The 23,595-nt window shown below is 66.3% G+C and carries 23 protein-coding genes and 1 pseudogene; 8 read left to right on the top strand and 16 right to left on the bottom strand.

Annotated features, from left to right (window positions below; genetic code table 11):
* Nucleotides 1–73 precede the first annotated feature (73 nt).
* Nucleotides 74–598: pseudogene (locus H512_RS27860) on the top strand (NAD(P)/FAD-dependent oxidoreductase); the annotation flags it as partial.
* A gap of 55 nt (nucleotides 599–653) precedes the next feature.
* Nucleotides 654–1,031, top strand: coding sequence for a rhodanese-like domain-containing protein (locus tag H512_RS27415; RefSeq protein WP_342663948.1), 378 nt, complete (start codon nucleotides 654–656; stop codon nucleotides 1,029–1,031).
* Nucleotides 1,032–1,261: 230 nt separating this feature from the next.
* Here H512_RS27415 and H512_RS0103550 read toward each other — a convergent pair whose 3' ends face one another.
* The 7 genes from H512_RS0103550 to H512_RS0103520 all read right to left on the bottom strand — a co-directional run bounded on the left by H512_RS0103550 (nucleotide 1,262) and on the right by H512_RS0103520 (nucleotide 9,880).
* Nucleotides 1,262–2,068, bottom strand: a complete 807-nt coding sequence (locus H512_RS0103550) for an ABC transporter ATP-binding protein (RefSeq protein ID WP_026782300.1) — start codon at nucleotides 2,066–2,068, stop codon at nucleotides 1,262–1,264.
* The gene (locus H512_RS0103545; protein ID WP_053239523.1) at nucleotides 2,065–3,096 is read right to left on the bottom strand and encodes an ABC transporter ATP-binding protein; all 1,032 of its coding nucleotides are present in this window, start codon (nucleotides 3,094–3,096) and stop codon (nucleotides 2,065–2,067) included. Before H512_RS0103545 ends, H512_RS0103550 begins: the two co-directional genes overlap by 4 nt.
* A gap of 3 nt (nucleotides 3,097–3,099) precedes the next feature.
* Nucleotides 3,100–3,957: an ABC transporter permease gene (locus H512_RS0103540; protein WP_026782298.1), complete on the bottom strand. Its 858-nt coding sequence runs from the start codon at nucleotides 3,955–3,957 to the stop codon at nucleotides 3,100–3,102.
* A 5-nt stretch (nucleotides 3,958–3,962) separates the two neighbouring features.
* Nucleotides 3,963–4,967, bottom strand: coding sequence for an ABC transporter permease (locus H512_RS0103535; RefSeq protein WP_026782297.1), 1,005 nt, complete (start codon nucleotides 4,965–4,967; stop codon nucleotides 3,963–3,965).
* Nucleotides 4,968–5,100: 133 nt separating this feature from the next.
* On the bottom strand, nucleotides 5,101–6,993 hold the full coding sequence (locus H512_RS0103530) for an ABC transporter substrate-binding protein (protein WP_026782296.1): 1,893 nt from the start codon (nucleotides 6,991–6,993) through the stop codon (nucleotides 5,101–5,103).
* A gap of 171 nt (nucleotides 6,994–7,164) precedes the next feature.
* Nucleotides 7,165–8,673, bottom strand: a complete 1,509-nt coding sequence (gene arfA / locus H512_RS0103525) for an arabinosylfuranosidase ArfA (protein WP_026782295.1) — start codon at nucleotides 8,671–8,673, stop codon at nucleotides 7,165–7,167.
* A 274-nt stretch (nucleotides 8,674–8,947) separates the two neighbouring features.
* A complete protein-coding gene (locus H512_RS0103520; RefSeq protein ID WP_026782294.1) occupies nucleotides 8,948–9,880 on the bottom strand; it encodes an ArsR/SmtB family transcription factor in 933 nt (310 codons plus the stop codon).
* Nucleotides 9,881–10,269: 389 nt separating this feature from the next.
* Here H512_RS0103520 and H512_RS0103515 point away from each other — a divergent pair, with 389 nt between their 5' ends.
* On the top strand, nucleotides 10,270–11,451 hold the full coding sequence (locus tag H512_RS0103515) for an HWE histidine kinase domain-containing protein (protein ID WP_026782293.1): 1,182 nt from the start codon (nucleotides 10,270–10,272) through the stop codon (nucleotides 11,449–11,451).
* Between the two features lie 8 nt (nucleotides 11,452–11,459).
* Here H512_RS0103515 and H512_RS22365 read toward each other — a convergent pair whose 3' ends face one another.
* Nucleotides 11,460–12,197 (bottom strand): GntR family transcriptional regulator, encoded by a 738-nt coding sequence (locus H512_RS22365; protein ID WP_169507124.1) that lies wholly within the window; start codon nucleotides 12,195–12,197, stop codon nucleotides 11,460–11,462.
* A gap of 300 nt (nucleotides 12,198–12,497) precedes the next feature.
* Here H512_RS22365 and H512_RS0103505 point away from each other — a divergent pair, with 300 nt between their 5' ends.
* Complete coding sequence (locus tag H512_RS0103505) at nucleotides 12,498–13,475, top strand: SIS domain-containing protein (RefSeq protein WP_026782292.1); 978 nt, start codon at nucleotides 12,498–12,500, stop codon at nucleotides 13,473–13,475.
* 200 nt (nucleotides 13,476–13,675) lie between these two features.
* Entirely contained in the window at nucleotides 13,676–14,521 is an 846-nt protein-coding gene (locus tag H512_RS0103500) for a PfkB family carbohydrate kinase (RefSeq protein ID WP_026782291.1), read from the top strand.
* Between the two features lie 42 nt (nucleotides 14,522–14,563).
* Here the strand turns inward: H512_RS0103500 and H512_RS0103495 are convergent, their stop codons facing one another.
* Nucleotides 14,564–15,652: a LacI family DNA-binding transcriptional regulator gene (locus tag H512_RS0103495; RefSeq protein ID WP_026782290.1), complete on the bottom strand. Its 1,089-nt coding sequence runs from the start codon at nucleotides 15,650–15,652 to the stop codon at nucleotides 14,564–14,566.
* A gap of 390 nt (nucleotides 15,653–16,042) precedes the next feature.
* Between H512_RS0103495 and H512_RS0103490 the strand changes: the two genes are divergently transcribed.
* Together H512_RS0103490 and H512_RS27745 are read left to right on the top strand one after the other, a co-directional pair.
* On the top strand, nucleotides 16,043–16,840 hold the full coding sequence (locus tag H512_RS0103490; protein ID WP_245585348.1) for an ABC transporter substrate-binding protein: 798 nt from the start codon (nucleotides 16,043–16,045) through the stop codon (nucleotides 16,838–16,840).
* 173 nt (nucleotides 16,841–17,013) lie between these two features.
* Nucleotides 17,014–18,537: an amino acid ABC transporter permease/ATP-binding protein gene (locus tag H512_RS27745; protein ID WP_026782288.1), complete on the top strand. Its 1,524-nt coding sequence runs from the start codon at nucleotides 17,014–17,016 to the stop codon at nucleotides 18,535–18,537.
* Nucleotides 18,538–18,580: 43 nt separating this feature from the next.
* Here H512_RS27745 and H512_RS0103480 read toward each other — a convergent pair whose 3' ends face one another.
* The 4 genes from H512_RS0103480 to H512_RS25580 all read right to left on the bottom strand — a co-directional run bounded on the left by H512_RS0103480 (nucleotide 18,581) and on the right by H512_RS25580 (nucleotide 21,474).
* Nucleotides 18,581–19,078 carry a TspO/MBR family protein gene (locus H512_RS0103480; RefSeq protein WP_245585342.1) on the bottom strand — a complete coding sequence of 166 codons (498 nt, stop codon included), beginning with the start codon at nucleotides 19,076–19,078 and terminating at the stop codon, nucleotides 18,581–18,583.
* A 36-nt stretch (nucleotides 19,079–19,114) separates the two neighbouring features.
* Nucleotides 19,115–20,599: an alpha-amylase gene (amyA, locus tag H512_RS0103475; protein WP_026782286.1), complete on the bottom strand. Its 1,485-nt coding sequence runs from the start codon at nucleotides 20,597–20,599 to the stop codon at nucleotides 19,115–19,117.
* 112 nt (nucleotides 20,600–20,711) lie between these two features.
* Complete coding sequence (locus H512_RS0103470) at nucleotides 20,712–20,903, bottom strand: CsbD family protein (RefSeq protein WP_026782285.1); 192 nt, start codon at nucleotides 20,901–20,903, stop codon at nucleotides 20,712–20,714.
* 211 nt (nucleotides 20,904–21,114) lie between these two features.
* Nucleotides 21,115–21,474 (bottom strand): hypothetical protein, encoded by a 360-nt coding sequence (locus tag H512_RS25580; protein ID WP_026782284.1) that lies wholly within the window; start codon nucleotides 21,472–21,474, stop codon nucleotides 21,115–21,117.
* 104 nt (nucleotides 21,475–21,578) lie between these two features.
* Between H512_RS25580 and H512_RS25575 the strand changes: the two genes are divergently transcribed.
* Complete coding sequence (locus H512_RS25575) at nucleotides 21,579–22,109, top strand: hypothetical protein (RefSeq protein WP_026782283.1); 531 nt, start codon at nucleotides 21,579–21,581, stop codon at nucleotides 22,107–22,109.
* A gap of 164 nt (nucleotides 22,110–22,273) precedes the next feature.
* Here H512_RS25575 and H512_RS0103455 read toward each other — a convergent pair whose 3' ends face one another.
* The 3 genes from H512_RS0103455 to H512_RS27855 form a co-directional block, all read right to left on the bottom strand.
* Nucleotides 22,274–22,465: a hypothetical protein gene (locus tag H512_RS0103455; protein ID WP_026782282.1), complete on the bottom strand. Its 192-nt coding sequence runs from the start codon at nucleotides 22,463–22,465 to the stop codon at nucleotides 22,274–22,276.
* A 147-nt stretch (nucleotides 22,466–22,612) separates the two neighbouring features.
* Complete coding sequence (locus tag H512_RS0103450) at nucleotides 22,613–23,251, bottom strand: acyl-homoserine-lactone synthase (protein ID WP_026782281.1); 639 nt, start codon at nucleotides 23,249–23,251, stop codon at nucleotides 22,613–22,615.
* Between the two features lie 85 nt (nucleotides 23,252–23,336).
* Complete coding sequence (locus H512_RS27855) at nucleotides 23,337–23,573, bottom strand: response regulator transcription factor (RefSeq protein WP_084798278.1); 237 nt, start codon at nucleotides 23,571–23,573, stop codon at nucleotides 23,337–23,339.
* Nucleotides 23,574–23,595 lie beyond the last annotated feature (22 nt).

Genomic DNA, 23,595 nt, shown 5'->3' with positions numbered 1-23,595 from the left:
CCATAATATGCGCCGATAAGGACCCGATCGGCAGTCGGTTATGCACGTATACCCGAAACGGGAACGGTCGTGAATGGCTGACCGCCGGATTGAAGTGGCTGGCCGAAAGCGGCGGGCGGTTCATCCTCATCCGGCCCCGCCGATCCGGCCGCCTTCCGAAGGTGTTTCAGGTGGGCCACCCCATCCGTCTTCCTACGGCTTCATTATCTTAGAAGATGCGTATATACGTCTTTTCCAGACAACGGAGTCGGACATGAAGATCATCATCATCGGTGGCGTCGCGGGCGGCGCGACGGCGGCAGCGCGCTTGCGCCGCCTGAACGAGCGTGCGGAGATCATCCTCGTCGAGCGCGGGCCCTATATCAGCTTCGCCAACTGCGGACTGCCCTATCATATCTCCGGCGCCATTGCCGATCGCGACAAGCTGCTGGTCACCTCCGAGGAGATGTTCGAGGCGCGCTACCACGTCGATGTCCGCTCGCGTACCGAGGCGCTGTCGGTCGATCGCGCCGCCCGCACCGTGACGCTGCGCGACCTCGACAGCGGCGAGGAGACGGTCGAGTCCTACGATCGCCTGCTGCTGTCGCCCGGCGCCGAGGTGCTGAAGCCGCCGATCCCCGGCATCGGCTCACCGCGCATCTTCACCCTGCGCAATCATCGGCTGGAGCGAACTCAGGGACATGCTCAGGGACGCGCCCGACACGATCGAGCTGATCGACGTGCGGACGCCGGAGGAATATGCCATCACCAGCATGCCGGGCGCCCGCAACATCGAACTCAACCAGTTGAGGAAGCGGCTCGGCGAAATCGGCCGCGGCAAACCGGTGATCATCTTCTGCCAGGTCGGCCTCTGCGGTTATCTCGCCTGTCGCATCCTCAAGCAGTCCGGGTTCGACAACGTCCGCAACCTGACCGGCGGCTTCAAGACCTATGCCTGGGCGGTGGAAAAGCAGGCCAATCCCGATCTGTTCGATTACGAGACCATCCGCCTGCTCGACGCCGAGGAGATCGACAGCCGGCGCAACGGCTAGCATGCGAACGGCGTCTGGCTCGTCACTGCATCCTGACGGACACGCAGGGACGACCCGGCTTTGATCACATCGCCGCGTCATGCCAAAGAACAGTGAAAATGACTCCCGGGTATTCCGCTTGCCGATGTCTCATGCCGCTGATGCAGATGAGACACCGGCAATGGCTGTAGTGAGCGGATGCGCCAGCATCTTTGTAAATTGATATCAAGCCTTTGCCGCCAACCGGACGCTCAGCCGAAGTCGGGCGTCAGCACCGCCTGCTTCAGGGCGATCGAATAGGGATGCTGCGGATTGTCGAGCACCGCTCGCGCGGCCCCGCGCTCCACCACCTCGCCCTTCCGCATGATCAGGATGCGGTCGGAAATGTAGTAGGCCGTGGCGAGGTCGTGGGTGATGTAGATGATCGAGAGGCCGAGCCGGTCGCGCAGCGCCCCGAACAGGTTGACGATGGCCATCCGCAGCGAGGCGTCGACCATCGACACCGGCTCGTCGGCGACGAGCAGGCGCGGCTCGGGGATCAGTGCCCGGGCGATCGCCGTGCGCTGCAACTGGCCGCCCGACAGCTCGTGCGGGAAGCGGCCGCGCACCTCGGCCAGCGTCAGGCCCACTTCGACCAGCGCCCGGTCGACGCGTTCCTCGATCGCCGCCCGCGTCCGGCCGCCGCCCACCACGAAGTTGGCGGCCGTGGCGAACAGGTAGCGGTCGACGCGCTTCAGCGGATTGAAGGCCTCGAACGGGTTCTGCAGCACCGGCTGCACCCTGGCCATGAAGGCGCGGCGGCCGGCGCGGCTGCGGATGGCGGCGACGTCGCCCCCCTCGAACAGGATGCGACCGCGTGTCGGTACCAGCCGGCCGAGCACCATGGCGGCCAGCGTCGACTTGCCGGAGCCGGATTCGCCCACCACCGACAGGATTTCCGGCCGTTCGGCGTCGAGGGAAAAGGAGACGTCCCTGACCGCCTCGACCTCACGGCGCGACAGGAGGCCGCCCTGCACGAAGGTCTTGCCGACATGGTCGACGTCGAGGATGAGGCTCATGACGGCGCTCCCGAAACGGCGAAACAGGCGACGCGGTGGCGCGGCGCCGCCTCGACGAGGGCCGGCACCTTCTCCCGGCAGACGTCCATGGCCAGCGGGCAGCGCGGATGGAAGCGGCAGCCGCTCGGCGGGTCGGCGAGGCTGGGCGGCCGGCCGGGCAGCGAGGCGCGGCGCGTGGTGTCGCCGATGCGCGGCAGGCTGGCGACGAGATGCTGCGTGTAGGGATGAAGGGCGCCGCGGAACAGCGTCGGCGTCTCCGCTTCCTCGACCAGTCGGCCGGCGTAGACGATGCCGACGCGGTCGGACACCGTGGCGTGCACGCTCATGTCGTGCGTCACGAACAGGAAGGACGAGCCGAGCCGGCGCTGGATGTCGCGCAGCATGGTCAGCACGTCGCGCTGCACGATGACGTCGAGCGCCGTGGTCGGCTCGTCGGCGACGATGAACTCCGGCGTGCAGACGGTGGCGAGCGCGATGGTGGTGCGTTGGCGCATGCCGCCGGAAAGCTGGTGCGGATAGCTGTCGAGCACGGCCGGGTCGAGGTCGAGCCGGGCAAGATGCGCCCGCACCGCCTGCCAGAAGGCGGCCGGCTTCAGACCCATGTGTGGAAAGGCGAAATCCTGAAAGGAATGGCGGATCTGCCGCACCGGGTTGAGCACGTTCATCGAGCCTTGCAGGATGCAGGAGAGATGACGCCAGCGGATCGTCTGCAACTCGGCCGGCGTCAGCGCGTAGATGTCGCGGATCTCGCCGCCGAAGCGAAAGCGGACGCTGCCGCCGACCACGGCGAGCGGCGGCCGGATGGCACCGACGATGGTCTTGATCAGCGTCGTCTTGCCGGACGACGATTCGCCGGCGATGCCGTAGACCTCGCCGGGGGCGACGGTCAGGCTGATGTCGTCGACGGCGCGGATGTCGCGGTCGAGGCCGAAGGCGTGCGTCCGGTAGTAGGCCCTGAGGCGGTCGACGACGAGGACGGGTTCGGCCGCGGCCGGTGCCGGCGGGGTCTGGAGCACTGCGGTCGGCATCGGTCAGACCCCCATGCGGTTCAGGCGGCTGCGCGGGTCGATGTATTCGTTCATCGACATCGACAGCAGGAACAGGCCGATGAACAGGATGACGATGGCGCCGACCGGCGCCGCCACCCACCACCAGATGCCGGAGATCAGCGCCGAATGGGAGTTGGCCCAGTAGATCATCTGGCCCATGGTCGGCGTGTCGACGTCGGTGAAACCGAGCACCGACAGGGTGATCTCCATGCCGATCGACCAGATCATGTTGTTCATGGTGGTGGCGAACACCACCGGCATGACATAGGGCAGATGCTCCTCGACCAGGATCTTGCGCATGCTCATGCCGGAATAGACGCTCTGCGTGGTGAACGGCCGCGTCCTGAGACTCATGGCGATCGAGCGGATCAGCCGGGCGTCGTAGGCCCAGCCGAGCGCCGACAGGATCAGCACCAGCATCAGCCAGTTCATGTCGTCCTTCAGCACGAAGTAGAACAGCACCAGGATCGGGAACTGCGGGATCACCATGACGCTGTCGTTGATGGCCATCAGCACGCGGTCGGTGCGGCCGCCGGCGTAGCCGGCGGTCAGGCCGACCACCAGCGACAGGATGCGCGACAGGAACGCCACGCCGACGCCGAAGCCCAGCGTGTTGCGGAGGCCGATCATCAATTGCCAGAAGGTGTCCTGGCCGCGCGAGGTGGTGCCGAGCCAGAACTCGGCGTCGGGCGGCAGGTCCGGCGGCACCACGTAGATGTCGGCGGCCGGATAGGGCGAGAAGAACGACAGCACCACCGCGGCGATCAGCAGCAAGAGGATGAACAGGCCGACGGCGAATTCGATGTTGTAGCGGATGAGGTCGCGGACAATGGTGAACATGGGCCTCACTCCGCCTTCATGCGCGGGTCGAGCAGCGGGCTCAGGATGTCGATCAGGAACACCGCGATGGCGACGCCGACGATGGACAGCGAGGCGAGGCCGAGCACCAGGGAATAGTCGCCGGCGTGCACGGCGCTGATCAGCAGGCTGCCGATGCCGGGGTAGCCGAAGACGATCTCGGTGATCACCGTGCCGTTGAAGATGGCGCCGAGCGACATGGCGAGGCCGGTCAGCTGCGGCACCAGCGCGTTGCGCACCACGTAGGAGCGCAGGATACGCGTCGAGCCGACGCCGCCCAGTTCGGCGAAGGTGACGTAGTCCTCGGTGACGATGTTGGAAGTGAGCGCCCGCATGCCGGTCAGCCAGGAGCCGGCGCCGACCATCACCAGCGCCATGGCCGGCAGGATGGAGTGGCGCAGGATGTCGAGCACCAGCGTCAGCGAAAAGCTGGTGTCGGCGTTCATCTCGTAGCCGCCGGTGATCGGCAGCACCGGCCAGACGTAGCCGAACAGGATCAAGAGGATGAAGGCCAGGATGTAATAGGGGATCGGCTGCAGGCCGATCAGCGCCAGACCGGCCAGCTTGAGCAGGCGGCTGTTGCGATAGTAGCCGGCGAGCGCCCCGAGCGTGTTGCCGAGCAGGAAGGAGATCAGCGTCGCCGATATCATCAGACCGACGGTCCACGGCAGGGCGCGCAGGATGATCTGCGACACCGGCGTCGGGAAGGCCGACAGCGACGGGCCGAGGTCGCCGCGGGCAAGCCGCGACCAGAACTGGAGGTACTGCTCAAAGAGGTTGCCTTGGAGGCCATAGAGCTCGGTGAGCGTCTTGCGCATCAGCAGGATCGCCTCGGGATCGGCCTTGCCGAAATTGGTGATGGCCGTGATGGACTCGGCCACCGGGTCGACCGGCGTCATATGGGTGATGAAGAAGGTCGCCGATATCCCGAGGAAGACCACCAGCAGCAGTTGGCCGAACCGGCGGCTAATGAAGATCAGATAGGCTGTCACGAAACCCCCTCATCGGCTGTCTGGCCGGCCGGGCCGGCGGCCTCGATGCGTCGGCCCGCGCGGGTGGAGTACCGCGCGGGCCTCGCGTGGAGGGGAAGGCGCGCCCGGAGGAAGGAAGGCGCGCCTTCGACGGTCAGGGCTGTGCCGGCTTCAGCTTGATCATCATCAGCCGCGAGTTGCCCCAGTTCGGCACCGGATCGGTGTAGGGATCGTCCGGGAAGGTCGGGTAGCCGGTCCAGTAGGTGGTGTCCATCGACGTGAACACGTTGTAGGACATCATCGGGATGGTCGGCATCTCCTTGACCACCAGCTTCAGGTATTCGAGGCCGTAGTCGACGCCCTTCGGGTCGTCGAAGCTGATGCCGCGGATGCCCTCGATGATCTTGTCGAGTTCCGGGCTCGACCAGCGCTGCCAGTTGCGGGCCGGCTGCACGTCGCCGGGCTTGGCCACGAAGCTGGAGTGCCAGCTGTCGAGGAAGAACGACATGTCGGCGTCGCCGCCCCAGGTTTCGACGCTCCAGGCGATGGCGGCATCGAAGTCGCCGGCCTGCATCGGCTGCCAGGGGTTGGTGGTCGGCTGCGCCTTGGCGTCGATGCCGGCCTGCTTCCATTGCTGGGCGATCAGCGTGCCGGCGCGGGTGAACACCGAACGGGTGTCGCCCTCCACCGTCAGGCGGATCCGGAACGGCTGGCCGTCCGGCAGCTTCCATTCGCCGCCCACCTTCTTGAAGCCGGCCTTCTCCAGGAGGTCGGCGGCCGCCTTCGGATCAGGCTTCCACCAGCCGTAGCCGAACTGGCTGGCGATGGCCGCCGGGTCGGTCGGGATCTGGTCCTTGAACTTCGGCTGCTTGCGCAGCGTGTCGGCGATCTCGGTCGGGATCATCGGATCGTAGGGCTTGATCTTCTCCTTGCCAGTATCGAGTTCAAAGCTCTTCAGCCATTCGTGCATCGGCGCCTGGTATGTCGGCATGGCGACGCCGGTCGGCGGCACGCCGATGGCCGACAGCGTGGCGGCGCCGCGGTAGCTGGCGAGATCAACCGCCTTGATGTCGATCAGCAGTGCCAGCGCCCAGCGCACGTCGGCGTTATCGAAGGGCGCCTTCTGGGTGTTGAAGATCACCGCCGGCAGCGTCGGGTCCGGATGGGCATAGGGGAAGCCCTTGAACCAGGTGGCCAGCGACTTCGACTGGTCGACCAGCGTGAACATGCCTTCCGGCGTGTTGTCGTGGATGATGTCGAGTTCGTGCTTCAGCTGCGCAATAGTCTTCTTGTCCGGCGGGCCGCCGTCGACATAGGCGGCATACTTCGGACCGGGCTCGCCGATCAGGCCGAGCGGCGTCCGCTGCCAGTCGGGGCGCTTCTCCCAGATGTACCACTTGCCCTGCGGGTCGTAGTTCTTGAGCGTGTAGGCGCTGATCGACACCGGGTTGGCGAAGTCGTACTTCAGCGGGTCGTCCACCTTCTCGAACACGTGCTTGGGCATCACCCAGATGGCGTTCCAGCGCACCGTGAACAGGGCATGGAAGCGCGAGTTCGGCTTCTTCAGCTTGAAGACGACGGTGTAGGGATCGGTGGCCTTGACGCTGTCGACGCTGACGGCCAGGAGCGAACTCCACACCATGCCCGGATGGTCGATCTGCGTCTGCACGGTGTAGACGAGGTCGTCGGCGGTGAATTCGACGCCGTCGCTCCAGAACATGCCCTTCCTGAGCTTCACCGTCATCTCGGTGAAGTCGGCGTTGTAGATCGGCTTCTCGGCGGCCAGCGAGTTGTACCAGGCGCCGTTGATGCCCTGATCGGGATCGATGTACCAGAGCGTGTCCATGGCGAGCTGCTGCAGGCCGGTTGACACGCCGCCGCCGCCGTTCACCCAGATGTTGAACCAGCCCGGATTCTTGATCGTCCCTTCCGGGTTCTCGATGATCACGGTCTCCTTGCGCGGCAGGTTGGAAATATCCTGCGCCTGAGCCGTGGCCGCCAGAACCGCCAGAGCGGCGCCAGCCAGCAACTGTCTCCAGAGTCTCATGCGGAAATCCTCCCTCGATGTGATCGCTCCTCGCGCGGCCGGAGCCCTTGGGCCCGATGGCCGGCCTGTTGTCGTCCCGCCTGTCCTCCCTCAGTTCGACCGGCGGTCAACGGCGCCGCCGGATATGGACGGATGAACCGGCCGCCCCTCCTCCGGAGCGGCCGGCCCGGTTCAGACCGCAAGACGGATGACGTTGTAGGAGAGCGGCGGCAGCCGGCTCGTGAGCGCGCCGTCCGCCACCATCGTGCCCTCCGCCTTGTGCGGCACCACGTTGTCCGGGTTGGCGGCGGTGTTGACGGCGCCGAGGTCGGGATGGGTCATCCGGATGTGCTCGACGAGGCGGGCCGCCGGGAAGCCGCCGAGGGCGACCGACAGGTCGAGCGCCTCGCCGGGATGGCGGTTGACCGCGAACAGGGTGAGGCCGTCGCCGGCGGTCGAGCGCACCGCCGCGACGTCGAGATAAGGCACGTCGGCTTCGGAAGCGCAGTCGTAGGTCGGGCCGTCGACGATCGCCCGGAGCGACGTGCCGCGGCCGTAGAGCGAGGCGTAGAGGAAGGGATAGTAGATTGTCTGCCGCCAGGCCGGTCCGCCGGTTTCCGTCATGATCGGGGCGATGACGTTGACCAGCTGGGCGAGGCAGGCGATCTTCACCCGGTCGGCGCGGCGGATGAAGGTGTTGAGCACGCCGCCCACCTGCAGCACGTCCTCAAAATTGTAGATGTCCTCAAGGAGATGCGGCGCGTCCGGCCAGTCGTCGCCCTCCAGCACCGCCTTGTCGGCCTCGCGGCTGTGGTACCAGACGTTCCACTCGTCGAAGGAAATGGTGACGGTCTTCTTCGAGCGCTTCTTGGCCTTGACGTAATCGATCACCCCGGCCACCGTCATGATGTAGCGGTCGAGCTTCTCGGCCTTGGCGAGATAGTTGAGCGTGTCGTGCTCTTCGTTGCCGAAATACATGTGCAGCGACACGTGGTCGATCGCATCATAGGTGTGGTCGAGGACGGTGGCCTCCCAGTCGGGGAAGGTCGGCATGCCCGCGTGCGACGAGCCGCAGACCACCAGCTCCAGCGAGCGGTCGAACAGGCGCATCGCCTTGGCCGTCTCGTTGGCGAGGCGGCCGTATTCGTCGGCCGTCTTGTGGCCGACCTGCCAGGGGCCGTCCATCTCGTTGCCGAGGCACCACAGCTTGACGCCGTGCGGCTCGGCCCAGCCGTGCTTGCGGCGGAGGTCGCTCCAGTAGGAGCCGCCGGGATGGTTGCAGTATTCGAGGAAGTTGCGCGCCGCGTCGAGGCCGCGCGAGCCGAGGTTGACGGCCAGCATCGGCTTGGTGCCGGCCGTCCTGCACCAGTCGACGAACTCGTTGACGCCGACCTGGTTGCCGTCGCGGGTGCGCCAGGCGAGGTCGAGGCGGGTCGGCCGCTCCTCGCGCGGGCCGACGCCGTCCTCCCAATTGTAGGCCGACACGAAGTTGCCGCCGGGATAGCGGACATAGGGAATGTCGAGGCGGCGCACCAGTTCGGCGACGTCGCCGCGGAAGCCGTCGGCGTCAGCCGTCGGATGCCCCGGCTCGTAGATGCCGGTGTAGATCGCCCGGCCCAGGTGTTCGAGGAAGGAGCTGTAGATGCGGTCGTCAATGGGAGAGATGGTGAAATCCCGGTGGATCGTCACGGTCGCCTTCACGGGAGCCTCCCTGCGCATGCCCTTTATGTATCTTATGATATGATATATATCTGATATGATGCTCCGTACCGGATGATCCGTCAACCGAACCATGTTGTCTACGACAAAAGGCGGATGGCGGGCATCGGTGAGGAGGCGATGCGGCGGCCTGTCAGACAGGCGGCCGGCGCCGGGCGCCCGCGTCCTGCCGGCGGCGGTTCACCACCGCCGGGCATGACCCGATAATGGGTTCGATATCAACAGGTTGATACGAGACCGGCCGGCGGTCCCGCCGTCAGGACGCCTCGGCCCGATAGAGCCGCATGACGATGTCCTGGTCATAGTTGCCGAAGCCGCGACCGAAGATGTTGAGGCCGCCCGGCCGCTTGGCCTCGTCGGCGATGCCGATGCGCATGCGGATCGAGTGATGGTTGTCGAGATCGAGATCGGCCAGCGTCACATCGGAAATCCTGATACCGTCGATGAAGGTGCCGTTCATCGACACGGTCCAGCTCTTCAGCTTGCCGTATTGCGATCCCTCGAGCTTCCACCAGCGCGGCGTGTAGACGCCTCGCTGGTCGCCGTAGTCGCCCGGCGAGGTCCAGGTTCCAACGGCGACGTTGTTGACCCACAGCGTGATGTCGGACGGCCAGTTGGTGTTGGTGCCCGGCACCTCCGACGACAGCTCCATCGAGAACTCGACGGCACGGATCGCTTCGTTCAGGATCTTGGCGTTGTTGGGGAATTTGTATTCGACATAGCCACGGCCGAACCACAGCAGGCCGGCCTGCATGCGGCTGGGGTCGAGGAAGAAGCTCGGCACGTCGAGCAGGCCGATCACCCCCTCGCCCGAGCACAGGCCGCAGGGCGCCCGCACGTCGCAGCTGGTGTAGAGGCCGATCGGCATCGACACCTCGATGGTCTCGTCGCGCGGCACCGGCGCGTCGTCGAAGCGGATGACGATCTCGTCGTAGCGGGCCGAGCAGACCTTCTGCTGGCCCTTGCGCGCCTTGATCGTCCGGGTGTCGATCAGTTCGGCCTCCTCGAGCGCCTGCACGCCGGTCGCCACCGTCGACTGCGGCAGGGCGAGCGCCGCGCTGATCTCGTTGACGTTCATCGGCCCCTTGTCGTGCAGGAGGCGCAGGATATCGATGCGGATCGGCGAGGAGATACCCTTCAGCGTGGCGTGGCTGTCGGCGGCGTGCAGCGTGAGGAAGTTGCGGTTCAAGGACTTGCTCGGCGGTTGGCGACCTTTGTCCTTCATTATCACGAAACATGATAGAGTCGAGGACAAATCGCCAAAGCCGTTCCGGTCAGCTCGAACAGCGGTCTTGGCCACAAGTCGCGGTTGAAAGGGGCAGACCGCATACCTATTATTACGTATTGTAATAGTCCGGATACGTTTTTCCATCCGCGGCACGCGCCGGGATGGGCCGGAGTTCATGGATGGAACGCCCAGCCGGCTGTGTCATCGAGCGGCCGGGTGGACTGCACCTGTGGCGCAGCTGGTCGGAGACTCCTTGCTCCGACCGGCGGAAAGTTGGCGTCCCGGTGCGGCGAATGGCTGTTCCAACCATGCCGAGGCGAGCATCCGGGCCGCGATCAGGTATTCTTGTCATGTTTCATACCTCACGCCCCTCTTCCGCCGATGTATTCATCACCGCCGAACTCGCGCGCCGGCCGGCCCGCTTCGCCGACCCTCTCGAGGAGAAGCGGGCGCTGCAGGAGATCGCCGGCTGCATGAGCGAGGCGCCCGAGACGATCCTGCCGCGCTTCGTCGACCTCGCCATGCGGATGACCGGCGGTGTATCGGCGGGCCTCAGCCTTCTCGAAGACGCGCCGAAGCCGGGGATGTTCCGCCGGCACTACGTCGTCGGTTCTCTCGCCATCCTCGACGGCATGGCGACGCCGCCCCAGGATAGCCCGTGCAGCGTGGCGCTCGCCGAGCGGGCGCCGGTGCTGTCGCGCCACCCGGAGCGGCTGTACGCCTGGATCGCCGCCACCGGCGTCGAAATGCCGGAAATGCTGCTGGTGCCGCTGGTGGTAGCCGGTGAGCCGGCGGGAGCACTGTGGATCGTCGCCGGCCAATCCGGCCACTTCGACGGCGGCGACGCCCGCAGCACCGCCGAACTCGCCGGCTTCGTCGGCAACGCGCTGCACGTGCTGCGCACCGAGGAACGGCTGCGCCGGGCGCTGGAGGCCGAGGCGACGCTGGCCCGCGAGATGAGCCATCGGCTGAAGAACCTGTTCACGCTGGCCAGCACCATGATCCGCCTCGGCAGTCGCAGCGCCAGCGACAAGGACGAACTGGCGCGCGGCCTCCTGAACCGCCTGCAGGCGCTGGCCAGCGCCCATCAGTTGCTGATGGCCGGCGGAGACGCCGCCCCCTCCGATCTCGGCCTCCTCCTCGATGCGGTGATGGCGCCATTCCGGCCGGACGGCGGCCTCTGCATCACGCTGGACGGGCCGGCGGTGCCGCTGAAGCCGCAGGCCGTCGCCGGGCTGGCGCTGATCGTCAACGAACTGGCGACCAATGCCGTCAAATATGGAGCGTTGGCCAGCGACGCCGGCCGGGTGTCGATCGTCTGGGGGGTGGAAGCCGACCGGCTGCTGCTGACCTGGACGGAACGCGGCGGCCAAGCCGTGACGGCACCGCCCGACCGCGTCGGTTTCGGCTCGCGGCTCCTCGACTGCACCATCGTGCGCCAGTTCGGCGGCCGCTTCGCGCGCCACTGGCGGCCGGCCGGCCTGATCGTCCGGGTGGAACTGCCGCTCGCCGCCGTCTCGCCCGGTCACTGACGGCGCCGTCACACCTCGATGGTGAGATTGACCCGGCTGCTCGGCGTCAGCAGCAGCGAGCGCTGCAGCGGCGTACCGGTGTCGTCGAATACCGTCTTCTCGATCTCGAACAGCGGCTCGCCGCGGCGGCAGGCGAGCTGCTCGCGCTCCTCGACGTCGGCGAGGCGCACGTTGATCACCCGCCGGGCATGGCGGATCTCTCGGCCATAACGGGTCTTGAGCAGCCGGTATATCGAGCTGGCGCCGGCGATCGCGGCGGCGAGGCCGGGGAACAGGGCGGCCGGGAAATCGGAGATCTCGATGGTCATCGGCGTATCGGCCGCCATGATCAGCCGCTTGACGGTGACGACCGGCGCGCCCCTGGGGAGCGACAGCTTCTGGGCGAGGCTGGCGTCGGCGAAGCCCTCGACGACGCCGAGCAGCTGCTTGCTCACCTTGTAGCCCTTCAGCGAGTAGGTCTCGGAAAAGCCGGCGAGATCGACGAGGCTGGTCTCCATGCGGCGAAAGGAGACGAAGGTGCCCTTGCCGTGCCGCTTCTCCAGCAGCCCCTCTTCCTGCAACTCGCTGATCGCCCGCCGCACGGTGATGCGGCTGACGCCATATTGCTCGCAGAGCTGCGTCTCGGTCGGCACCGGCTCGCCCGGCGCGTAGCGGCCACTGTCGATCGCCTCCATCAGGCTGTTCTTGAGCTGGAGGTAGAGCGGTGAGGCGTCCTGCCTGGCGAGGCTGTCGGCGGACTGGGACAAGGCGGCGTTTCTCCTCGGCTCGTGCATCCCGCCGGACAGATCGCGGGTGTTCGATCTCTGTCAAGGCCCCGGATGTCTCCGGGCGGCGCGTCCCGGTCCGGCGCGCCGGGCCGGCCTGGGCACGACCGTGCCACAGAACGGCCGGCAAGTCACCGCTTCCGCCGTCTTGACGACGTAGGCGCCGCCGCGGCGGCGAGGCGACCGGTCCATCGGTGCAAACGGCGTCACAACAGCGTTGACAGACGGCGGCATGCCATATTAGCGTATATGACGTCATAGGACGTTATCAAGGAATCTATCATGACGGAAGTGGTGAAGAACGTCGAGGCGGCGGTCAAGGCAGCGGCCGCCCGCGACGCCGTGACCGACATCTTCTTCGTGGCCTGCGGCGGCTCCAACGCGCTGTTGATGTCCGGCCACTACGCGGTCGAGCGCGAGGCCGAGAAGATCGCCAGCTTCTCCTACAGCTCCGCCGAGTTCCTGGCGCGGGCGCCGAAGCGGCTCGGCAAGGGCTCGGTCGTCGTCCTCTGCTCGCACTCGGGCAACACGCCGGAGACGGTGGCCGCCGCCAGATACGCCCGCGAGGCCGGCGCGCTGACCATCGCCTTCACCAACCTCGAGGGCTCGCCGCTCGACGAGGCGGCCGAGGCGACCATCCTCTACCAGTACAATCCGCTGGCCGTCTCCGAGGACCACGCGGCGCCGATGCTGATGCGCCTCGTCTTCGGCATCCTCGCCGCTCGCGAGGGCAACGCCAAGCTCGGCAAGGTCGAGGCGGCGCTGGCCGGCATGGGCCAGACCATCGAGGGCGTCATCGCCCGTCACAAGCCGTCGATCGCCGCCTGGGCCGAGGGCTACAAGCGCGAGCCGGTGATCTACACCATGGGCTCGGGCGCCAACTGGGGCTCGGCCTATTCCTTCGCCATCTGCATCCTGCAGGAGATGCAGTGGGTGCATTCGGCGGCCATCAACGCCGGCGAATACTTCCACGGCCCGTTCGAGGTGACCGACTTCGACGTGCCCTTCATCATCCTGAAGGGCCTCGGCAACGCCCGCAAGATGGACGAGCGGGCGCTGGCCTTCGCCGAGAAGTATTCCAGGCGCCTGCTGGTGCTCGACGCCGCCGAGTTCGGCCTCGAGGCACTGGCCGGCGACGCCGCCGAATACCTGACGCCGATGCTGTTCACCGCCCTCTTGCGCGCCTATGCGGTGGCGCTGGCCGACAGCCGCGGCCATCCGCTCACCGTCCGCCGCTACATGTGGCGCATGGAATACTGATAGTGTCGGGCGGGGCGTCGCCCCGCCCGGATCTCCACCAGACCAGGCGGCATGAGAATGGCTCCTGGCACTCCGTTTGCCGCTGTCTCGCGCCACTGATGCAGATGAGAAATCGGCAATCGTCTCGATGAGCGGATGCCTCGGCATCCTTGCGAACTGCTATAAGTGCGGCCGCGCCCGCCGGCCGAAAGGATGCGTGAATGGCTGCTTCTCCGTCTCCGTCGGCCCTGCTCGGCATCGGCGACAACGTGGTCGACTTCTACAAGGATCGCGGCGAGTTCTTCCCCGGCGGCAACGCCGTCAACGTGCCGGTGCTGGCCAGGCGCTACGGCCTCGCCCGCGCCGGCTACATCGGCCTGATCGGCAACGACGCCGAGGGCGCCCACGTCCACGACAGCCTCCGGCAGGAAGGCATCTGGATCGATCGGCTCAGGCAGGCGGTCGGCCCGAACGGCAAGGCCGTGGTGACGCTCGACGACAAGGGCGACCGGGTCTTCCTCGGCTCCAACCGGGGCGGCATCCAGCGGGCGCTCGCGCTGCGCATGGACGCCGAGGACATCGCGGCCATCGAGAGCTTCGGCAACGTCCACACCTCGGTGTTCAGCTATATCGAGCCGGAACTGCCGAAGATCCGGGCGCACGCCGCCACGCTCACCTTCGACTTCTCCACCCACCGCGACCGCGCCTACATCGCCTCGGTCGCCCCGCACATCACCGGCGCCTTCCTGTCCGGTTCCGGCCTCTCCGACGACGATATCGACGAGATGATCGCCTATGTCGCCAGCTTCGGGGTGACCACGGTCGGCGTGACGCGCGGCAGCGACGGCGCCTTCTGGCTGGCGGACGGCCGGCGCTATCGCCAGGGCATCAAGCCGGCGACGGTGGTGGACACGCTCGGCGCCGGCGATTCCTTCCTCGCCGGTTATCTCACCGGCATCCTGACCGGCCGGCCGGTGGAGGCGGCGCTCGATTTCGCCGCCGAATGCGCCTCCGCCACCTGCGGCTATTTCGGCGCCTTCGGCTATCCGCATCCCGCGTCGGAGTGAGGCGCCATGCCCTGCCGTCGACCGCTCGCAGTTCGCCGCCGGTCAGGCGGTGGCCGGCAGCCGGCGCGGCAGGCCGACCGAGCCGCGCTCGATGAAGCGGTTGGGCAGCACGTCGTGGCGGGCCGGCGGCGCGGCGCCGTTGATGCGGGCGATCAGCAGCTCGGCGGCGCGCGTGCCCATGTCGTAGACCGGCTGGTCGACGACGCTGATCGGCGGCGTCGTCACCGACGTCCATTCGGCGTCGTAGAAGGAAATCAGCGACAGATCGGCGGGAATGCCGAGGCCCAGCGTCTGCGTCGCCTTGAAGATCTCGAAGGCGACCAGGCTGTCGGACGCCAGGATGGCGGTCGGCGGCTCGGCCGCCGACAGCAGCCGCTCGATCGCCGCCCGCTGGCGGCCTTCGGCGCCGCCGCCGGCCAGGCAGACACCGCGCTCGGGCTCGACGATGCCGGCGGCGCGGCAGGCGGCGAGAAAGCCGTCGATGCGCGCCTTGACCGACGAGGTGTAGAGCTGGTCGAGGCCGATGAACAGCGGCGGCTCGGCGTTGAGGGCGGTGACATAGGCGAGGCGGCGATGGCCGGCCGCCGTCAGGCGCTGCGTGGCGGCGAAGGCCGCCTCGCGGTCGTCGGTGGCCACCGTGTCGGCGGCGAGATCCTCGATCGGCCGGTCGAACAGCACCAGCGGCCGGCGCGAGCGGACGATGTCGCGCAAGTGGCCGACGCTGCGGTTGTCGGCCGGCGCGACGATCAGCCCGTCGACCCGCTTGCCGACCAGCACCTTCAGCGCCGCCTTCTCGGCCTCCACCTCCTCGCCGGAGTTGGCCAGGATGACGTTGAAGCCAGAGCGGTGCGCCTTGTCGGAGATGCCGCGCACGGCGATGCCGAAGAAGGCGTTCTCGATGTCGCCGACCACCACGCCGATGGTGCCGGACTTGCCGGTGCTCATCGAGCGGGCCAGCTCGTTCGGCCGGTAGTCGAGCGCCTTGGCCGCCGCCTGGACACGCAGCTTTACCTCGTCGCTGACCGGCCCGTAGCCGCCGAGCACACGCGCCGCCGTGGCCTTGGAAACCTCGGCACGCCGCGCCACGTCGGCCACGGTCACCGGTCGGAAGGGAGACGACTTCTTGTCCATGAGACCTAGCTCTACATAGCGATTGACGTCCCGTCAATGTCGCCTTAATCTCCAAACTGAGACCGGTCTCATACTACAATGAACCCGGTCGCGACGTTGAACTCAGCAAGTACGACGGTGGCACGACCGGCTACAGCCCTGCCACCGAGGACAGACAGGTTCCGTTACCGCATTGCAGGGACATGATGCGGAACGGAATCTTGTCCGGATGAAGGAGAACCCGTTTTACTTCATCTGGCGAAGAAATTCGGCCGACAATCCCCTCGGGCATCCGGTCGAGACGACGGGCCGCCGCCAGCGGCCCGCCCCGGTGGAAACGAACAACGACAGTCCGAACAGACAGGAGAACAGCACATGATCAGCAGCGCCATGAAGGGCCTCGGCCGGCGGATGCGCAGTCTCGGCCTCGCGGCCATCCTCGCCGGCGTCGGCGCCTCGGCCGCCCTCGCCGCCGATAACAATCCCTACAACCTGATCGACCCCGGCATGATCAGCGTCGGCACCATGGGCGACGCCAAGCCCTATGCCTTCGTCGGCGCCGACGGCCAGTTCGGCGGCTTCGACATCGAGTTCTTCCTCAACGTCGTCTCGCGCATGGGCTTCGACAAGGATCACGTCACCTTCACCGGCCAGGACTTCTCGGCCCTGATGCCGTCGGTGGCCAACGGCCGCTTCGACACGGCGGTGGCGGCCATCGGCACCACCGAGGCGCGCAAGAAGACGGTCGATTTCTCCGACGGCTATCTCGCCGGCTACCTGACCGTGCTGACGCCCGACGCCTCGATCACCGGCCCCGAGGGCCTGAAGGGCAAGCGTCTCGGCGTCGTGCAGGGCACCTTGCAGGAGATCTACGCCGAGAAGAACTTCACCGACGCCGACATCGTCAAGTTCCCCGACAACAACTCGGCGGTCTCCGGCCTCAACAACGGCACGATCGACGCCCACTTCCTCGACTACGAGGCGGCCAAGCAGTATGGCGAGACCTATCCGGCGCTGAAGCTCGCCGTCAACATCCCGTCCTTCGACGCGCCGGCCGGCTTCGTCGTCCGCAAGGGCAACGACGCCTTCCGCGAGGCGCTCAACAAGAACCTGCACGCCGCCATGGAAGACGGCACCTGGCGGGATCTCTATCAGAAGTGGTTCCCGGGCTCGCCGATGCCCGACCAGTACCTGCCGTCGAAGAAGTAAGACGCTGGCCGCGTCCGGGCATTGGTCCGGGCGCGGCCGCCTGTGCTGAAAGCCGGCCGCCGGGGCCGGCCATGACGGCGCCCCGCCGGGCGATCCGGCCGGCTTGGGCGGCCCTATCCATTTCCCGGTTTCTCTTCGTCCCGGTCAGCAGCCGACTTGGAAAGTCCCCCCAAATGGAATGGTTCGAGAACGTTCGTCGCAGCTTTCTGGATTTCGACGCGATGGCGGCCGTGTTGCCCAACATGCTGTTCATCGGCCTCAAGAACACGCTCATCCTCGCCTTCGCTTCGACCCTCTTCGGCGTGCTCGTCGGCATCATTCTCGCGGTGATGGGCATCTCGCGGTCGGCCTGGGTACGGCTGCCGGCCCGCATCTACACCGACATCTTCCGCGGCCTGCCGGCCATCCTGACCATCCTGATCATCGGCCAGGGCTTCGCCCGCATCGGCCGCCAGATCTTCGGCCCCTCGCCCTATCCGCTCGGCATCCTCGCCCTCAGCCTGATCGCCGGCGCCTATATCGGCGAGATCTTCCGCTCCGGCATCCAGAGCGTCGAGCGCGGCCAGATGGAGGCCTGCCGGGCGCTGTCGATGAGCTACGGCCAGGGCATGCGGCTGATCGTCATTCCCCAGGGCATCCGCCGCGTGCTGCCGGCGATGGTCAATCAGTTCATCGGCAACGTCAAGGATTCCAGCCTCGTCTACTTCCTCGGCCTGCTGGCCTCCGAGCGTGAGATCTTCCGCGTCGGCCAGGACCAGTCGGTGGTGACGGGCAACCTGTCGCCGCTGCTTCTGGCCGGCATCTTCTACCTGATCATCACCGTGCCGCTCACCCACCTCGTCAACTTCATCGACAACCGGCTCCGGACCGGCCGGCGGCCGGTGGCGCTGGTGTCCGGCCTCGAGGAGGTCGGCGAGCTTCAAGGCGCGGCGCCGACGGCGGCCGCCGCCGAGCAGCGCCTGCCGAGCTTCCGCGGCGGCAGTCTGCGCGTACGCGGCCTCGGCATGGCCTACGGCGACCTGGAGGTGCTGAAGGACATCGACCTCGACGTGAAGGCCGGCACCGTCACCTGCGTCATCGGCCCCTCGGGGTCGGGCAAGTCGACGCTGCTGCGCTGCCTCAACCGGCTGGTCGAGCCGAGGGCCGGCGACGTCACCATCGACGGCGCCTCGATCCTCACCATGAAGCCCGAGACGCTGCGCCGCCGCGTCGGCATGGTGTTCCAGCAGTTCAACCTGTTCCCCGACCACACGGCGCTCGAAAACGTCATGCTGGCGCTGACCAAGGTGAAGAAGCTGCCGGCCGCCGAGGCCCGCCGCATCGCCGAGGCGCGGCTTGCCGACGTCGGGCTGGGCAGCCGCATGGATCACCGGCCGAGCAGCCTGTCCGGCGGCCAGCAGCAGCGCGTCGCCATCGCCCGCGCGCTGGCCATGGAGCCGGAAGTGATCCTGTTCGACGAGGTGACCAGCGCCCTCGATCCGGAACTGGTGAAGGGCGTCCTCAACCTGATGTCCGACCTCGGCCAGCGCGGCATGACCATGGTGGTGGTCACCCACGAGATGGGTTTTGCCCGCAAGGTGGCCGATCAGGTGGTGTTCATGGACGAGGGCCGCATCGTCGAGGCCGGCGCCCCCGACGACATCTTCGAGCGGCCTGAGAGCCCGCGCCTCAAGCGCTTCCTCAACGAGGTCCTGTAAGCGGGATGCCGAGGCGGCCGGGGTATTGCCCCGGCCGCCTCGCTCAATTCAGCCACCAGATCGATCCGTTCAGCACCGTCGCGAAGGCCACCCAGGCGAGATAGGGCGCCAGCAACCAGCCGGCGACCTGATCGACGGAGAGCAGGGCGGCGATGGTCGCGACGATCGCCGCGTCGAGCAGCAGGATCACGAAAAGGCCGCCGGCCGGCGAGTGCAGGCCGAAGAACACCACCGACCAGCTGGCATTGAGGGCGATCTGCACCAGAAAGAGCACGATGGCGCCGCGCCGCTCGTCGCTGGGCGGACAGCGCAGGATGCGGAAGAAGGCGCAGGCCATCAGCAGATAGAGCAGCGTCCACACCGGCCCGAACACGCCGTTGAGCGGGTTGAAGGACGGCTTGGCGAGGTTTTCGTACCAGGGCACCAGGTTCGGCACGGTGGCGAGGCTGCCGATCACCGCGGCGGCGACGACGGGTGCCGCGGCGGCAACTGCCGCCTTGAAGCCGCTCATCGATCGGGTCGGGGAGGAAGGGAAGTCCATCTTCAGGGTATCCTCTACGCGGTACACTTGAAAGGATCAGGCGGCGTCCGCCCGTACCCATACGCTGACGCTGCCGCCGTTGACCGGGAAGCTGGCGCATCCCGCCTCATCGAGGACGACCTCGTCGCCGCGATGGCCGAGGAAATCGCGGAAGGCGACGCCCGCCATCTCCGGTCCGAGATCGACCGGCTTGGCCGTCTCGCCGGCGTTGGTCAGCACCACCACGCAGCCGGGCGCTTCGGCCGTGCCGTGGCGGATGAAGGCGATGGAATTGGCATCGTCGAACAGGTCGGTCTGCGGGCCGTTGCCGAAGCGCTGCCGCGCCTCGATCAGCCGCGGCAGACAGTCGATCGCCGGCATGTCGATATCATGGTCCTCGCCGTCGCCGCCCTTGTCGGTATAGCGGGCGCCGTAGAGATCGGGGAGGAACACGCAAGGTACGCCCTGCTCGCGCAGCAGGATCAACGCATAGGCGAGCGGCTTGAACCACGGCTCGACCGGCGCCTCCAGCGATTGCAGCGGCTGGGTATCGTGATTGGCGACCAGCGTCACCGCATGCTCGGGCATGGCGGCGACCAGCGTGCCGTCGAATACCTGACGGAGATCGTAGTCCGGCCCACCCTTCGACGCATCGTGGAAGTTGTAGTGCAGCGCCACGTCGAACAGCATCAGCTGGCGATCGACGAGATCGAGATAGCGGCCGAGCGCCTCAAGGTCGGGCAGCCAGTATTCGGCCACAACGAACAGGTCCTTGCCGGCGGTCTCGCGCATGTGGCCGATCCAGTCGCGGAAGAACCAGGCGGGAATGTGCTTGACGGCATCAAGGCGGAAGCCGGCCGAGGGCAGTTCGCCCAGCAGCCAGCGGCCCCAGTATTTCAGCTCCTCGTAGACGGCCTTGTTGCGGAACTCAATGTCCGAGCCCATCAGGTAGTCGAAATTGCCGAACTCGGCGTCCACCTCGACGTTCCAGCCGTCGTCATAGTCGTTGACCAGCTTGAACACGCCGTCCTCGTCGGGATCCTCGATGTGATCGATGCCGCTGAAGCATTTGGCGTCCCAGATGAACTTCGAATGCTTGCCTTGGCGGCCGGGAAAGGTGAAGCGCGTGTGGACGGTCGCCTCGAAGGTTTCGGGGTCGATCTCCTCGCGATTGTCGGGATTGACGCGGTGCACCTTGACCCGCTCGGTCTCGTCGGCGCCCATCTTGTGGTTGAACACCACGTCGTAGATGACGCCGAGACCCTTGGCCTCGAGCGCATGGACGGCCCGTTCGAGCGCCGCGCGGTCACCGTATTTGGTGGCGACGCCGCCTTTCTGGTCGAACTCGCCGAGATCGAACAGATCGTAGACGTCATAGCCGACCGAATAGCCGCCGCCCGCGCCCTTGTAGATCGGCGGCAACCACACGTCGGTGATGCCCATCTCCGCCCAGGAAGCCGCCTTGTCCTCAATATCCTTCCAGAGGTACCCGTCGCCGGGAGTGTACCAGTGGAAAGCCTGCAGCAACGTTCTCTGGGGCATGTCGATCCTCGAAGGAAGGGAAAACGCGTCAGCGGCGCGCGGCTCGAAATCCTACAAAAGCGCCGCCGGCCGTGTCGGGCCGGCAGCGCCGGAACTTAGTCGGAAGGACGGGTCAGAGCTTGTCGATGGTGTCCTTCAGGGCTTCCTTGCCGCGACCGACGGCTTTCTGCGCGTCGCCCTTGGCTTCCTGGATGTCGCCCTCGGTCTTCAGCTTCTCGTCGTCGAGCGCCTTGCCGGCTGCCCGCTTGACCTTGCCGACCGCTTCGTTGGCATAGCCCTTGACCTTGTCGGTGGTGGAACCCATGGCCATTTTCCTTCGCGTCTTGTGACTGGCTTCGGTTCGGTGAACCGTGAGATGAAACGCCGGACCTTCCACCCGGTTCCGTGGAAACACGCAGGCGAGCCTGACTCCTCCAGGCAGGCTGGCTGGGCTTTCAGACGCGCGCGGCGACGCGCCGCCAGGATATGCTCGTGAGCCCCGCGCGCCATCTCCCCGTGCGGCAGCACCGCCGAAGTCAGGCCATGGGGGAAAAGCTGAGGACAAAGGGGGCGTTGTCGAATCCGGCGATCGGGATGTCGTCCGGCGTGCTGATGACCGGAACCCACGTGCCGCTCGTTGCCAGCCACGGCCGATGCCCTGAAGGAACCCCGCCGCGATCGTCGCAGCCATCTCGCCAATTTCCCGAAGATGAATCGCACCGAACGCCGCGGCACGCCGCGGAACGGCCCGTCGAGATCGGATCGGCGCCGGCGATCACCCTGACCAGTTCGGTGCGACCGGCCCCGACGATGCCGGCTATGCCGAGCACCTCGCCCTGGCGCACGGAGAAGCCGACATTCCGGAAGACGCCGCTCGGGCTGGAGATGTCGTCCACTTCGAGCAGGGTCGCGCCGAAGGTTTCGTCCAGATCGGGGAGCAGGCGATCGTGCGGCCGGCCATCTCCTCGACAAGCGCCGTGACCGGCAGTTGGGCGGTTTCATGCGTGGCGACCGGTTGACCGTCGCGCGGAGCCGCCACGCGGCCGGCGATCCGGGCAATCTCGTCCAGACGGTGGCTGAGGTAGATGAACGACATGCCTTCCACCTTCAACTGTTCGATGCGCTCGAAGAGACGAAGCGTCTCCTCGCCGCCGAGCGCAGCGGACTGTTCGTCGAAGATCAACAGGCGGGCGTTCAGCGTCAACGCCTTGGCGATCTCCACCTGCTGCTGGGCGGCGACCTTGAGATCGCGGACAAGCGCGGTCGGAGCAATATCGAGGCCGGGGCGCTGGCGTTGCTCGGCGGCGCGCCGATCGATGCCGACGCGATCGATCCGTCCCCCGCGCGTCGGAAGCGGAGCGCCATCACGCCGGTGACGGCGATCTGGTCCATGACGTTCAGGACGGTCCGGAGCGTCAGGAATGTCTCGGACGTAAACGCCAGAAACACGCAAAGCGCCACCAGTCCAGGAAAGGGCCTTGCGGCGGCGGTGCTGAAACAAGTCCTCCAGGTGGCCTTGGCATCAGCTTGAATCGATCACCTGGATATCCGCCAGTCTGACGCGAAACTCGCGGATATCAGGCAGATAGCGATAGATTCGCCAACCGGAGCAGAGCGAGCCCGGGGTTCGCTGGCACCGGAGGCGGGAGAATTGAAGCTGGAAGCCCACCCCCGGCAGCGTTTCGGGGCAGGTTCTCAGGCATCATAGATTCTCGCGTTCTGGATTTCGGCGAGAATTCGTTCGATCACCACTTCTTCGCCCAGAAGCGCGGTGTTCACGCAGCACTGGAGAATGAAGGCAAGGTGATGGAGATGGGCCTGTTCTGCCATTTGCCGGAGGCATTCCGCCTTCTCAGCGATCTCGGTTGCAACATCCCATTCAGCCATTGTGCCGTTCCCCCAACGCGGTAGCCAGACACTACCACTCCTGAGGAAAGCGATCGATCGTCTCGACACATGGAGATTCCGATCTCATGCCGATGCGATGGGGCGGTCCCGGGAGCGTCGACGCTGAAGGACCGCCTCACGCCCTGGTCAAGCGGCGAAAGCCAGCTCCTTTATCTGGGATTCGAGAACAGGACCCTCCAGACCGGCGGCGGCGCGGATGCGCGCCAGCATGTCCTCGTCGGTACTGAAGAGGCCGGCATAGGTCATGACGCCGCCAATCCGCTGCGGTTCACCCACCAGATCGGCCGGACAGCCGGCGTGCTTGAGAACGCGGGCCATCCTGGCGTCGTAGACGGAAACGACGTGCGTCAGACCGATCATCATGCCGACCTCGACGATTCCCGCCAGCAGTTCGCCGGTCACCCGGTTCAGTCGGTTGGCCGACCGCTCGGCGGGATGCGCGAGGTCGACCGAGAAGCGGCTGCTCTCCCATATCCTCGAGCTTTCGATGACCAGACCATCGGGCAGCAGGCAATGAAAGACATCCCGCAGCATGTTGGGACCGGTTGTCGGCAGCAGCCGGAGTGTGCCCCGGACCTGGCCGAGAGCATCCAGCGAGATGAGATAGAGCGGGTCGAGAGCATCGAAGGCGTCGATCTCCCATCCGTCAACGACCTCGACTTCCCAACCGAGGCGGTCGGAGAAGACGGATGCACGAAGTTTGTGCATCTGATCCATTTCCCGGCTATATTTTGCTTTGTTTTTCGACTGAACGATCCTGATCATCTTGATCTCCACCAGTTGTTGGTGGAGGTCTTTTAGTAACATTAATTCGAAAATTTAATACGGCCCATTAACCGTATTGACGCGGCTAGAAATAGCTCGGAGGTATCAATCCGAGGCTTATCGCCCGCGCAACGGCGTGGGTGGTGTTGAGACAGTTCAGCTTATGCCTGACATTCTCCAGATAGAATTTCACGGTTCGATCGGAGAGCCCCAATATATCAGCAGAGTCGCAAACAGTCTTTCCCGCCGACGATCGTGTCCCAGGGCGTGGTGTAGCTTCGGCGCTCGCCGTGCCTTCCGGACAGAGCCGGGAACGTGTCAGCTTGCCGCTGGCAGGCTGATGA

The sequence above is a fragment of the Pleomorphomonas koreensis DSM 23070 genome, assembly GCF_000425185.1.
Classification (GTDB): domain Bacteria; phylum Pseudomonadota; class Alphaproteobacteria; order Rhizobiales; family Pleomorphomonadaceae; genus Pleomorphomonas; species Pleomorphomonas koreensis.
This window is presented reverse-complemented; position numbering and strand designations above follow the sequence as displayed.